The sequence below is a fragment of the Limnohabitans sp. WS1 genome (assembly GCF_003063265.1).
In the GTDB taxonomy this organism is placed as follows: domain Bacteria; phylum Pseudomonadota; class Gammaproteobacteria; order Burkholderiales; family Burkholderiaceae_C; genus Limnohabitans_A.
Genome location: NZ_NERU01000003.1, coordinates 240,344 through 252,919, shown reverse-complemented (window position 1 = coordinate 252,919; position 12,576 = coordinate 240,344). Strand labels below are relative to the sequence as shown.

At 59.3% G+C, this 12,576-nt stretch carries 14 protein-coding genes and 2 tRNA genes; 13 read left to right on the top strand and 3 right to left on the bottom strand.

The window, feature by feature from the left end:
* Positions 1-3: 3 nt before the first annotated feature.
* Positions 4-2,247, bottom strand: coding sequence for a ribonuclease R (rnr, locus tag B9Z48_RS06780; protein WP_089958277.1), 2,244 nt, complete (start codon positions 2,245-2,247; stop codon positions 4-6).
* A 50-nt stretch (positions 2,248-2,297) separates the two neighbouring features.
* On the opposite strand from rnr, the gene B9Z48_RS06775 reads away from it, so the two are divergent.
* Together B9Z48_RS06775 and B9Z48_RS06770 are read left to right on the top strand one after the other, a co-directional pair.
* Positions 2,298-2,382, top strand: a tRNA-Leu gene (locus B9Z48_RS06775).
* Between the two features lie 166 nt (positions 2,383-2,548).
* Positions 2,549-2,633, top strand: a tRNA-Leu gene (locus B9Z48_RS06770).
* A 246-nt stretch (positions 2,634-2,879) separates the two neighbouring features.
* On the opposite strand, the gene rimO is transcribed toward B9Z48_RS06770, so the two are convergent.
* Entirely contained in the window at positions 2,880-4,289 is a 1,410-nt protein-coding gene (gene rimO / locus B9Z48_RS06765; protein WP_089958281.1) for a 30S ribosomal protein S12 methylthiotransferase RimO, read from the bottom strand.
* A 57-nt stretch (positions 4,290-4,346) separates the two neighbouring features.
* Positions 4,347-4,871: a polyhydroxyalkanoate synthesis repressor PhaR gene (phaR, locus tag B9Z48_RS06760; protein WP_089958612.1), complete on the bottom strand. Its 525-nt coding sequence runs from the start codon at positions 4,869-4,871 to the stop codon at positions 4,347-4,349.
* Here phaR and B9Z48_RS21995 point away from each other — a divergent pair.
* From B9Z48_RS21995 to B9Z48_RS06710, 11 genes are all read left to right on the top strand, one after another.
* The gene (locus B9Z48_RS21995) at positions 4,843-4,971 is read left to right on the top strand and encodes a hypothetical protein (RefSeq protein WP_255419477.1); all 129 of its coding nucleotides are present in this window, start codon (positions 4,843-4,845) and stop codon (positions 4,969-4,971) included. The genes phaR and B9Z48_RS21995 overlap by 29 nt on opposite strands.
* Before the next feature lie 179 nt (positions 4,972-5,150).
* The gene (locus B9Z48_RS06755) at positions 5,151-5,789 is read left to right on the top strand and encodes a riboflavin synthase (protein WP_089958285.1); all 639 of its coding nucleotides are present in this window, start codon (positions 5,151-5,153) and stop codon (positions 5,787-5,789) included.
* Positions 5,786-6,913: a bifunctional 3,4-dihydroxy-2-butanone-4-phosphate synthase/GTP cyclohydrolase II gene (gene ribBA, locus B9Z48_RS06750; protein WP_089958290.1), complete on the top strand. Its 1,128-nt coding sequence runs from the start codon at positions 5,786-5,788 to the stop codon at positions 6,911-6,913. The genes B9Z48_RS06755 and ribBA overlap by 4 nt, the downstream gene beginning before the upstream one ends.
* Before the next feature lie 2 nt (positions 6,914-6,915).
* Positions 6,916-7,422, top strand: coding sequence for a 6,7-dimethyl-8-ribityllumazine synthase (ribH, locus tag B9Z48_RS06745; protein ID WP_089958294.1), 507 nt, complete (start codon positions 6,916-6,918; stop codon positions 7,420-7,422).
* Positions 7,422-7,949: a transcription antitermination factor NusB gene (gene nusB, locus B9Z48_RS06740; RefSeq protein WP_089958299.1), complete on the top strand. Its 528-nt coding sequence runs from the start codon at positions 7,422-7,424 to the stop codon at positions 7,947-7,949. The genes ribH and nusB overlap by 1 nt, the downstream gene beginning before the upstream one ends.
* Before the next feature lie 24 nt (positions 7,950-7,973).
* On the top strand, positions 7,974-9,161 hold the full coding sequence (locus B9Z48_RS06735) for a pyridoxal phosphate-dependent aminotransferase (RefSeq protein ID WP_089958304.1): 1,188 nt from the start codon (positions 7,974-7,976) through the stop codon (positions 9,159-9,161).
* Positions 9,158-9,598, top strand: coding sequence for a YbgC/FadM family acyl-CoA thioesterase (locus B9Z48_RS06730; RefSeq protein WP_108377581.1), 441 nt, complete (start codon positions 9,158-9,160; stop codon positions 9,596-9,598). Before B9Z48_RS06735 ends, B9Z48_RS06730 begins: the two co-directional genes overlap by 4 nt.
* Entirely contained in the window at positions 9,595-10,299 is a 705-nt protein-coding gene (gene tolQ / locus B9Z48_RS06725; protein WP_089958311.1) for a protein TolQ, read from the top strand. Before B9Z48_RS06730 ends, tolQ begins: the two co-directional genes overlap by 4 nt.
* 12 nt (positions 10,300-10,311) lie before the next feature.
* Complete coding sequence (gene tolR / locus B9Z48_RS06720; protein WP_089958316.1) at positions 10,312-10,731, top strand: protein TolR; 420 nt, start codon at positions 10,312-10,314, stop codon at positions 10,729-10,731.
* A gap of 11 nt (positions 10,732-10,742) precedes the next feature.
* Positions 10,743-11,693: a cell envelope integrity protein TolA gene (gene tolA / locus B9Z48_RS06715; RefSeq protein WP_228769251.1), complete on the top strand. Its 951-nt coding sequence runs from the start codon at positions 10,743-10,745 to the stop codon at positions 11,691-11,693.
* 187 nt (positions 11,694-11,880) lie between these two features.
* Positions 11,881-12,501, top strand: a complete 621-nt coding sequence (locus tag B9Z48_RS06710; RefSeq protein WP_089958324.1) for a hypothetical protein — start codon at positions 11,881-11,883, stop codon at positions 12,499-12,501.
* Positions 12,502-12,576 lie beyond the last annotated feature (75 nt).

Sequence of the window (12,576 nt, the reverse complement as noted above, 5' to 3'; positions counted from 1 at the left end):
CCCTCAACGGCGAGGCTTGGTCGTTCTGGGGCTCTTTTTCTTGCTCGCTGCTTTTTTTACCGAAGCCTTGAGCGCCTGAATCGGAGAACGGTTGCGCTCGGCATCGGCGAGTTTGCGGTCGGTAGCCGCACGTTTTTGACCTCGTCCGGCTTCGGCTGGCACCTGAACACCTTTGTCGCGCATGGCGCGTGGCACCAAGTCGTCTGAGGCGTTGACCAATCGAAAATCGATTTTGCGGCCATCCAGATCCACCCGGCTGACCTGCACCTGCACTCGGCTGCCAATGGCATAACGAATGCCCGTGCGCTCACCGCGCAGCTCTTGGCGCAACTCGTCAAAACGGAAATATTCCCCACCCAGCTCGGTGATGTGCACCAGCCCCTCGACATACAAAGTGTCCAAGGTCACAAAGATGCCGAAGCTGGTGGCCGCAGACACCACACCGCTGTATTCCTCGCCCAGGTGCTCGCGCATGTATTGGCATTTGAGCCAGGCTTCCACATCGCGGCTGGCCTCGTCGGCGCGGCGCTCGTTGGCACTGCAATGCAGGCCCGCAGCCTCCCAGGCGCGTTGGTCGGCCGCCGACATGCGCACCCGAGGCGCAGACGACTCGGGCGCATTGCCCTTGGCCGCGCGGCTTTTCTCCAACCGTTTGCTCAGCTTGGCATGCGCCTCGCCGGGCACGGGCAAGCTGGGCAAGGTGTATTTGCGGTCCAGCAAAATCGCCTTGATGACCCGGTGCACCAGCAAATCCGGGTAGCGCCGAATGGGGCTGGTGAAGTGCGTATAAGCCTCGTAAGCCAGACCAAAGTGACCGCTGTTCACGGGCGTATAAATGGCCTGCTGCATGGAGCGCAGCAGCATGGTGTGGATTTGCTGCGCATCCGGGCGGTCCTTGGTCGCGAGCGCAATTTTCTGAAACTCGCTGGTGTGCGGCTCGTCACTGATGCCCATGCCCAAACCCAGTGCCTTGAGGTAATTGCGCAAGATGTCTTTTTTCTCAGCCGTCGGGCCTTCATGCACACGGAACAAACCCGGGTGCTTGCCCTGCTGGATGAAGTCGGCACTGCACACGTTGGCCGCCAGCATGGCTTCTTCAATGAGGCGGTGCGCTTCGTTGCGCACGCGGGGCACGATCTTCTCAATCCGTCCACTGTCGTCGCAAACGATCTGCGTTTCGGTGGTTTCAAAATCCACTGCTCCGCGCACCGCTCTTGAAGCCAGCAAGGCTTTGTACACATCCTGCAGGTTCATCAAGTCGGTCACACGCGCTTTGCGTTTGGCCGCTTCCGGTCCACGGGTGTTGGCCAAAATGGCCGCGACTTCGGTGTAGGTAAAACGCGCATGGCTGTGCATCACTGCCGGATAAAACTGGTAAGCGTGCACATCGCCCTTGGCGTTGACCAGCATGTCGCACACCATGCACAAACGGTCCACATCGGGGTTGAGCGAGCACAGGCCATTGGACAATTTTTCCGGCAACATGGGGATCACGCGGCGCGGGAAATACACGCTGGTGGCCCTGTCGTAGGCGTCGATGTCAATGGCGCTGCCGGTTTGTACATAGTGGCTCACGTCGGCAATCGCCACCAGCAAACGCCAGCCCTTGCCCCGACCCACTTTGGCCGGCTCGCAATACACGGCGTCGTCAAAGTCGCGGGCGTCTTCACCATCAATGGTGACCAAGGGCACATCGCGCAAATCCACCCGGTCCTTCCGGTCCTTGGCCAGCACCTTGTCGGGCAAGCCTTTGGCTTGCTCCAGACAGCCGACAGAAAATTCATGCGGCACGCTGTACTTGCGCACGGCAATTTCGATCTCCATGCCCGGGTCGTCAATTTCGCCGAGCACTTCTTTCACGCGGCCCACCGGTTGCCCGAACAAGGCAGGTGGCTCGGTCAACTCGACCACCACCACTTGGCCCGGCTTGGCCGTTCCCGTAGCGCCTTTGGGGATCATCACATCCTGGCCGTAGCGCTTGTCCTCAGGTGCCACCAGCCACAAGCCACCTTCGTGCAGCAAGCGACCAATCAATGGATGCTCCGGGCGCTCGACGATTTCAACGATGCGTCCCTCAGGTCTGCCTTTGCGATCTTGACGAACGATGCGCACCTTGATCCGATCGCGGTGCAGCACCGCACGCATCTCATTGGGCGACAAATAAATATCCGACTCGCCGTCCTCGCGAATCAGAAAGCCGTGACCATCGCGGTGACCTTGCACCTGACCTTCGATTTCATCCAGCATCCCGCTGGTTGGAGTTACTTTTTTGATATACAATCCTTGGATTCTGAGACGCCCAGATGGCGGAATTGGTAGACGCACTAGTTTCAGGTACTAGCGAGTAACATCGTGGAGGTTCGAGTCCTCTTCTGGGCACCATCTTAAACACACAACACCTGACCAAGCCGAAGGCCACAAGCCTTCGGCTTTTTTCATGGTGACCGCTGACACACAGACAAACTGCATCCCGAAAAATTTCAAATCTTTTTCAGCACGCAAGCCAATCAACTGTTCAAGCCCCTTATAATTTGAGAATTCCTGAGATGCCCAGATGGCGGAATTGGTAGACGCACTAGTTTCAGGTACTAGCGAGTAACATCGTGGAGGTTCGAGTCCTCTTCTGGGCACCAAACTTATCCCATCCGATAAGGCAAAAACATGACAAGCCGTTGATTTTTGATCAACGGCTTTTTTGTTGGCCAAAACACCTGCGGCTGTTTCCAAAAAGAAACCACTGCAAAGACCTGCAGGCTTGAAGCCTGCGAGGGTCCAAGCGCAACCGGCAAGCGCCCTGAGCGTGTCCATTGCCCAATGCGCCAAAGAAGCCAGAAAAAAACCGTCAGGCACGCAGCGACGCGGCCCCTGACACGCCAGCATCAAACGGGCAGCCCCACCAAGTCGTGACCTTCCACACTCACAATGCGGGCGCGGGTGAACTCACCGACTTTCAGGGTTTTGCTCAATTTTTCTGGCGGTAACAGGCGAACAACGCCATCAATCTCAGGTGCATCACCAAAGCTGCGCCCCACCCCACCTCGCCGCCCCATGGCCGGCGCACTGTCAACCAGCACCTGCATGGTCGAGCCTACACGCTGGTGCAAACGGGCGATCGACACCTCTTCGGCCACGGCCATGAAGCGGGCACGCCGTGCTTCGCGCAAGGCCTCAGGCAACATGCCAGGCAAGTCATTGGCCGTTGCACCGTTGACCGGGCTGTAGGCAAAACAACCCGCGCGGTCAATTTGTGCTTCTCGCAAAAAGCTGAGCAAATGCTCAAACTCTTCTTCGGTTTCGCCTGGAAAACCAGCGATGAAGGTGCTGCGAATGACCAACTCTGGACACAACTCCCGCCAGCGTTGAATGCGCTCCAAATTTTTCTCACCGCTGGCAGGCCGTTTCATGCGTTTGAGCACATCAGGATGGCTGTGTTGAAACGGCACATCCAGATAAGGCAAAACCCAACCCTGTGCCATCAAAGGGATGATGTCATCGACGCTCGGGTAGGGGTAAACGTAATGCAAACGCACCCAAGCATCGTGCGAACGAGCCATTTCACCCAAGGCTTGCACCAATTCCAACATGCGGGTTTTGACCGGCTTGCCGTCCCAAAACCCGGTGCGGTATTTCACATCTACCCCATAAGCAGAGGTGTCTTGGCTGATGACCAGCAACTCCTTGACACCACCTTCAAACAAGGCCTTGGCTTCTTTGAGCACATCGCCAATGGGCCGCGACACCAAGTCGCCGCGCATGGAAGGAATGATGCAAAACGTGCAGCGGTGGTTGCAGCCTTCGCTGATCTTCAAATACGCATAGTGGCGCGGCGTGAGTTTGAGCCCTGCTTCGCCAAAGCCGCCGGGCACCAAATCCAAAAATGGATCGTGAGGCTTGGGCAAGTGGGTGTGCACCGCATCCATCACTTCTTGCGTGGCATGGGGACCGGTCACCGCCAACACGCTGGGGTGCATTTCCAGCACCATATTGCCGCCGCCCGCGCCCGTCTTGGCACCCAAACAGCCGGTCACAATCACTTTGCCGTTTTCATTCAAGGCTTCAGCGATGGTGTCCAGACTCTCTTTGATGGCCTCGTCAATGAAGCCACAGGTGTTGACAATCACCAGGTCAGCGCCTTCAAAGGTTTTGGAAGTTCGGTAACCCTCGGCGCTCAATTGCGTCAGGATCAGCTCGGAATCTGTCAGGGCCTTGGGGCATCCTAGGCTGACAAAACCCACCTTGGGTGTGGTTGGGTTTGCGGGTACGGTTGCAGTTGGGATCATTTCACTCATCCCTCCATTGTCCCTGCAAAAACGAAACGTTTGTGAAAAAGGGTCTGCGCACAAGCCTCAAGTCTTCAAACCCAACACGCCAAGCAGCTGCTCGGTATTTTTCTGGATCTGTTTTTTCATTTGATCTTGCATCTGAGTCATCACGTTTTGCGACGGGTCGGCCAAACCTGAAAACATGTTTTGCATCAGTGGTGTCTGCCACTGCATGAACTGAGACCAGACCTCAGGACTCAAGGCCGGACTCGATTCGCCTAACTTGCTTTGCCAATCCATGAAAGACTGCACATGCGTCTCCAAATAAGACCCCATGTGGCCCTGCATGGCGTGACCATAAAAACGGATGATGTTGGACAACACCGCCTCGCTGAACATGGGCACACCCGCAGACTCTTCTTCGAGGATGATTTGCAACAAAATGGTGCGCGTCAGGTCTTGACCCGTTTTGGCATCCACCACCCGCAAGGGCGATGCGGCCATGACCCATTTTTTAAGCTCAGCCAAAGTCACGTAACTGGAAGTCTGAGTGTCATACAGGCGCCGGTTGGGATACTTCTTGATGGTCCGAACTGTGCTGGCCAACAGGGCTGACTCGTCGACATGCCCCGCCTTGGCTGCACGGGATGACCTCGAGGGTTTGATCGACTGGACGGGTGGCTTGGCCGGCAAAGAAAACTCCTGGTGACAGGCAGCCCATGAAAAATCTGCTGCAATGCACCATTCTAGGCACACACCCGTGCCCCTGTCGCCTTGGTTAACCCTGAGGTTTTGGAGAAGATGCCCACCACCTGACACGCTTGAAGTTGTGCATTTTTTGTTGCACAGCCCCTGTTCAAACCACTTTACCTGCGAAAATAGAACGCTATGTTCACTGGAATCATCACCGGCGTGGGGCGAATCGTCGCCATCCACGACCTGGGTCGCTCTTTACACCACGGCAAGCGCCTCACCCTCGAGGCCCCCGCCGGGTACCTTGACGATGTGGGCTTGGGCGACAGCATCGCCCTGAACGGCGCTTGCATGACCGTCACCACCTTCAGCCCCGAGAGCCGTCAGTTCACCATCGACATCTCGGCCGAATCGCTGGACAAAACCAGCGGATTGGACCAGCAAGGCAGCGTCAACCTCGAAAAAGCACTGCGTGCCAACGACCGACTGGGCGGACACATCGTGTCGGGCCATGTGGACGGTGTGGGCCAAATCAGCCATTTCGAGCAGATCGGTGAAAGCTGGGAGCTGCGCATTCTGGCACCCCACTCCCTGGCAAAATACCTCGCCTACAAAGGCTCGATCACTGTCAACGGCGTGAGCCTGACGGTGAACAAGGTGGCCGATCTGGCCGATGGCTGTGAGATCAGCATCAACCTGATCCCCCATACCGTGGACAACACCGCCCTCGGCAGCCTGAAAGCGGGCAGCCGGGTCAACCTCGAAATCGACACCGTGGCCCGCTACGTGGAGCGCATGCTCAGCGCAGGCCTGATCCAGAAAGACAAGCCATGAACGCCCCAGCGCAACTGACACCCGTGGCGATCTCGCCCGTCGAAGAGATCGTGGCCGAGATGAAAGCCGGTCGCATCGTCATCCTGGTCGATGAAGAAGACCGCGAAAACGAAGGCGATCTGGTCCTGGCGTCTGACCACGTCACGCCCGAAGCCATCAACTTCATGGCCCGCTTTGGCAGGGGCCTGATTTGCCTCACGCTCACCCGCGAGCGCTGCGAATTTCTCAAGCTCCCGCCCATGGCCGCACGCAACGGCACCTTCTACAGCACGGCGTTTACCGTGTCGATTGAAGCCGCTGAAGGCGTGACCACCGGCATCTCGGCCGCCGACCGCGCCAAGACGGTGCAAGTGGCCGTGGCAAAAGCCAGCCAGCCCACCGACTTGGTGCAACCCGGCCACATCTTCCCGCTGCAAGCGGTGGACGGCGGCGTACTGATGCGTGCCGGCCACACTGAAGCCGGTTGCGACCTGGCCGCCATGGCCGGCTGCAGCCCCTCGTCGGTGATTTGCGAGATCATGAATGACGACGGCACCATGGCCCGCCTGCCCGATCTGCAGCTTTTTGCGGCCGAGCACGGCCTGAAAATCGGCACCATCGCCGACTTGATCGAGCACCGCAGCCGCAACGAATCGCTGGTGGAACGCATTGGCAGCCGCCCACTGCAAACTGCGCATGGCGAGTTCACCGCCCATGCCTTCCGTGACCAAACCAACCAAAGCGTGCACCTGGCCTTGGTCAAGGGCGAATGGACGGCAGAGACCGAGGTGGCGGTCCGCGTGCACGAGCCCCTGTCGGTGCTCGACGCCTTGGAAGTCAACCGCGCCATGCATTCTTGGGGTCTGGACGCCAGCCTGAGCTACATCAATGCCCAAGGCTGCGGCGTCGCGGTGCTGCTCAACTGCGGCGAGTCGGCAGACCAATTGCTGGCCCAATTTGAAGGCCGTGCCCGCTCCGCCCAAGCGCCCGAGCGCGGCAAAATGGACCTGCGCACCTACGGGGTGGGCGCACAAATTCTGCGCGAATGCGGCGTGCACAAAATGCGCCTCATGGGTAACCCGCGCCGCATGCCCAGCATGACCGGCTACGGCCTCGAAATCACCGCTTACATCCCCAAGGAATAACCATGCTCGAAGCCAACAAAGGCCAGGCCGAAGAACTCGACGGCCAATTTCTGCACATCGGCATCGTGCAAGCCCGCTTCAACGAAGACATCACCAACGCCCTGGCCAAAGCCTGCATCGAAGAACTCGAAGCCTTGGGCGTGACCAGCATCGACCACGTCATGGTGCCTGGCGCTTTGGAAGTGCCCGTGGCCTTGCAGGCCATGGCCGAGCGGGCCGAATACGACGCGCTGATTGCGCTGGGCTGCATCATCCGTGGCGAGACCTACCACTTTGAGCTGGTGGCCAACGAATCCGGTGCGGGCGTGAGCCGCGTGGCGCTCGACTACAACCTGCCGATTGCCAACGCGATTTTGACCACCGAAAACCTGGAACAAGCCATCGTGCGCCAAACCGAAAAAGGCCGCGACGCGGCCCGCGTGGCGGTCGAGATGGCCTGCATCATGGACGACCTGGCCGCCGACATGGCCGAGCTGGCCGATGATTTTGACGACGAAGAGCAAGCTTGATGACCGAAGCCACCCCCACACCGGGCACCACAGACGCAGACCCAAAGCCAGCTCCAGCAGCTGGCACTCGCAAATCCTCGGCCAAGCCCGCCCGCAGCCGCTCACGCGAATTCGCCTTGCAGGCGCTTTACCAGCACCTGGTGGGGCGCAACGAAGCGGCCGACATCGATGTCTTCACACGCGACCTCTCGGGCTTTCACAAAGCCGACTCGGCCCATTACGACGCCCTGCTCTATGGTTGTGTGGAACAAGCCCAGGCCCTGGACGCCCTGATCGCGCCCAAGCTGGACCGCAGCTTTGCCGAAATCTCGCCCGTTGAGCGGGCCATCATGTGGATTGGCGTGTACGAAATGCAGCACTGCCTGGACGTGCCCTGGCGCGTGGTGCTCAACGAATGCATCGAGCTGGCCAAGGACTTTGGCGGCACCGACGGGCACAAATACGTGAACGCCGTGCTGAACGGATTAGCCCCTGAACTGCGCAGCGCCGAAGTGCAAGCAGATCGCCAATCCGGCCGCGCCAAATAACCCCGCCACCAGAGTCCAGACACCATGCGCATCTCCGAGCGAGCCGAGCGGATCGAGCCCTTTTGGGTCATGGAAGTGGCCAAGGCCGCCTCACAAAAAGCCCGCGAGGTCGCGCACACCGACCGGCCCGTGGTGTTTCTGAACATTGGCGAGCCCGACTTCACCGCCCCGCCCCGCGTGCAAGCCGCAGCACAAGCAGTCGTCGCCTCCGGCCAAACCCAATACACCCCAGCGCTGGGCTTGGACGCCCTGCGCCAAGCCATCAGCGGCTGGTACACGCAGCGCTTTGGCGTGCAAGTGCCCGCCAGCCGCATCGTGGTCACTGCGGGCGCATCGGCGGCTTTGCAACTGGCCTGCCTGGCTCTGATAGACCGGGGCGATGAAATCCTCATGCCCGACCCGAGCTACCCCTGCAACCGCCACTTTGTGAGCGCAGCAGAGGGCACCGCAGTCTTGCTGCCCACCACGGCCGAAGAACGCTTTCAATTGAGCGCCGCCAAAGTGGCCGCCGCTTGGGGCCCCAACACCCGTGGCGTTTTGCTGGCCTCGCCCTCCAACCCCACCGGTACGTCGATTGACCCGGCCGAGCTGGCCCGCATCATCGATGTGGTGCGCAGCCACGGCGGCGTCACCCTGATCGACGAGATTTACCTGGGCCTGAGCCACGACGACCAGTTCGGCCAAAGCGCCCTGGCCCTGGGCGACGATGTCATCAGCATCAATAGCTTCAGCAAATACTTCAACATGACCGGCTGGCGCTTAGGCTGGCTGGTGGTGCCTGAGCAACTCACGCCCGTGCTCGAGCGCCTGGCGCAAAACCTCTTCATTTGCGCCAGCACCGTGGCGCAACAGGCGGCCTTGGCCTGCTTTGAGCCCGACAGCCTCGCCGAATACGAACGCCGCCGTGCCGAGTTCAAAGCGCGTCGTGACTACTTCATTCCGGCCCTGAACGATTTGGGCCTGACCGTGCCTGTGGCCCCCGATGGCGCGTTTTACGCCTGGGCCGACTGCAGCGCCGCCTGCCAAAAGCTGGGCCTCAAAGACAGTTGGGACTTCGCCTTTGCCGCTCTGGAACACGCCCATGTGGCCATCACGCCGGGACGCGACTTTGGCACCGACCAAACCGCGCGCTTTGTCCGCTTTTCCACCGCCAACTCGATGGCCGAATTGCAGACCGCGATCGCTCGCCTCAAAGCCTGGTTGCAGCCATGAACAGCACCAGCGATAAACCCAGCGTGTTTGAACACCCCATCCGCATCTATTGGGAAGACACCGACGCGGGCGGCATCGTGTTTTATGCCAACTACCTCAAGTTTTTTGAGCGTGCCCGTACCGAATGGCTGCGCGCCCTGGGCTTTGGCCAGCAAGTGCTGCGCGACCAATCGGGCGGCATGTTTGTCGTGAGTGAAACCGCCGTCAAATACCACTCCCCCGCTCGCCTGGACGACACCCTGGTCGTGACCGCCGAGCTGCAAACAGGCGGAAAAGCCAGCCTGACCATTGCCCAGCGTGCCTATCTGCGCACCGCAGATCCAAACCCAAGCAACAAGCAACTCCTGGCCAAAGGCACGATTCGCCTGGGCTGGGTCGACAGCACCACCTTGAAACCCGGCCGCATCCCGGCCCCTGTTCTGGAAGCCCTGAAATGAACCAAGACATGTCCATCGTCTCGCTGCTGCTGAATGCGAGTTTTGTTGTGCAGTTGGTGGTGCTCATTTTGCTCGGCATCTCGGTGGCCAGCTGGGCTGCCATCGTGCGCAAGTTGTCCGCCATCAAGCGCATCAAAAACCTGAACGAAGAATTCGAACGCATTTTCTGGTCGGGCACCAGCCTCAACGAACTGTTCAATGCGGCCAGCCAAAACGCCAAAGTGTCCGGCCCCATGGAACGCATCTTTGCCAGTGGCATGCGCGAATACCAAAAACTGCGCGAACGCCGCATCAGTGATACCGGCACTTTGCTCGACGGTGCACGCCGAGCCATGCGAGCGAGCTTTCAGCGCGAAATGGACGTGGCCGAATCTCAACTGGCCTTTTTGGCTTCGGTCGGTTCAATCTCGCCTTATGTCGGTCTGTTTGGCACAGTGTGGGGCATCATGCACGCCTTCACCGGCTTGGCCAGCTTGCAACAGGTGACCTTGGCCACCGTGGCCCCCGGCATTGCCGAGGCTTTGGTGGCCACCGCCATTGGTTTGTTTGCCGCCATCCCGGCGGTGCTGGCCTACAACCGCTTTTCACACGATGTCGACCGCATCGCCATCAAGCTCGAAACCTTCATCGAAGAGTTCTCCAACATCCTGCAACGCAGCCTGGGTGGGGCAGGCACAGGCCAGTCAGCCTCTGGCCACTGAAGGGGACCGCGCATGCCTGCCACGTCATCCCGAGGTCGCGGTCGACGCACCATCGCTGAAATCAACATGGTGCCTTTCATCGATGTGATGTTGGTCCTGCTGATCATCTTCATGGTGACCGCACCCATGATCACGCCCAGCGTGGTGGACCTGCCCAGTGTGGGCAAAGCCGCCAAGCAACCGGACAAAGTCATTCAAATCGTCATTCAAAAAGACGAACAGCTGAGCTTGTCAAACGAGGGCAAGACCGACACGGCCACTTTGAGCAACGTGGCCAGCAAGGTCAAGCAGCGCGTGGGTGAACACAACAACACAGCCGTTGTCATCAGCGCAGACCGGAACGTGAAATACGAAACCGTGGTCAAAGTGATGGACAGCTTGCAACGCGCTGGCATTGCCCGCGTTGGGCTGTCGGTCCAACTGGTGCCCTGAGAGATTTGCCAGTGAACGCCAAGCCTGTCCCGCATCTGGAGTTTGCGCCCCCGCCGCCGCCTGGGCAGCAACGCGCTTGGTGGATTGCAGGTTTGGCGCATGGGGCGCTGTTTCTGGCCCTGGGCTTGGCCACCGCATGGAAAACACAAACGCACACGGTGCAGGCCGAGGCCGAATTGTGGTCGGCCCTGCCTCAGGCAGCAGCGCCTCGACTGCAAGAGCCAACGCCCACCCCACCTGAACCTGAGCCACAACGACCCGCCAAACCCACCCCACCACCCCCGCCAGCGCCCGACCCCGAATTGGAGCGCCGCGATGCGCAAATCGCCATCGAGAAGAAAAAACAGCTGGAAAAGAAGAAAGAGGCTGAAAAACTCAAAGCCGAACAACTTCGCAAAGACCGCGAAAAACAGGAAAAAGAGGCGCAGGAGAAAGCCGCCAAAGACAAAGCGGCCAAAGAGAAAAAAGCCCTCGAAGAGCGCGACCGGAAAAAAGCCGAAGAAAAAGCCGACGCCGAACAAAAAAAGCGCAAGCAAGAACAAGCCCAAAAGATGGCTGAAAAAGCCGCTCAAGACAAGGCCGATGAGGCACGAGCAGAGGCCATGCGCAAAGAGAACCTGCAACGCATGCAAGGCATGGCGGGAGCCTCAGGGGGTGCCAACGCCACAGGCAGCGCACTCAAATCATCGGGCCCCTCGGCCAGTTATGCCGGTCGCTTGGTCGGGCGCATCAAGCCCAACATCACCTACCCCGGTGAAGCCATCGGCAATCCCCGTGCCGAAGTCGAAGTCAAAGTCAACCCAGACGGCACCATCTTGAGCCGCCGCATCGTGCAGTCCAGCGGCAACAAAGCCTGGGACGATGCCGTACTGCGGGCCATCGACAAAACCGAAATTCTTCCCAAGGACACCGATGGCCGGGTGCCGCCTTTGATCGTGCTGGGGTTCCGGCCACTGGATTGACGCCCAAAGGGTGCGTCCGTCCTGGACAACCTTGACCACTTTTCGGGCATTTTTGCGTCACCCATCTTGTCCACCAAGGTGGGCCGATGGTCTCAAGCTTGGGCAAGATCTGCCGATACCCACTACAAGTCATTTCATTCTCGGGCCTGCTGATGGGTCCGATCCACAGCGTTCCGGGACAAACACCATGTTGAAAATTGCGGGTATCGGCTTCGTGACCGCCGGGCTTGTTCTGTGGACCCACCCCACGTTGGCGCAAGGCAAACCCAGCAGTGGGTGTTTTGTGGCCCAATTCAAGTCCCTGGCTCTGAAAACCCACCATCCCGAGCTGAGGGCCGAGCGGGCTGAAAAGTGGCTGCAGCAAAACACCCCCCTCTGCACCAAAGTCCAACTGTCCTCTATTCAGGCCAACAGCCCCAATTGGCTGGGCAGCTCTTTGACCCTTGAAATCTCCGCCATTTTGGAGGGGGCCATTGAAGCCAGCATCTTGGGCAACCCTGAGTTGATGGGCCGTCTTTACGAATCCGTGGGCAAGGAAGGGCAAAGCGGCACGGTCACCTTAACCAACCCCGCTGCCCGAGCCCCTGTTGTTCAACCCATGGTCAACAATGGCGTGATTTCAGGCAGCGCGAACTACGGCAACATTTCGGGCAACACCACCCTGAACCAAAACACGAACAAACTGGGCAACACCAACAGCAATGCTAACCCAGCCGGCAGCAACATGGTGAACGCCCCTCCCAATACCTCGATGGGTCAAGGCAGTGCACCCACAGGTACTCAGGGCAGACCCTCAGCACCCCGCTGAACGCCCTGTCCAAGGTTTTCGCATGACGCCTTCCCCATCGCTGGCGTCCACATTGCAGCAAACAGGGCAGTCTTG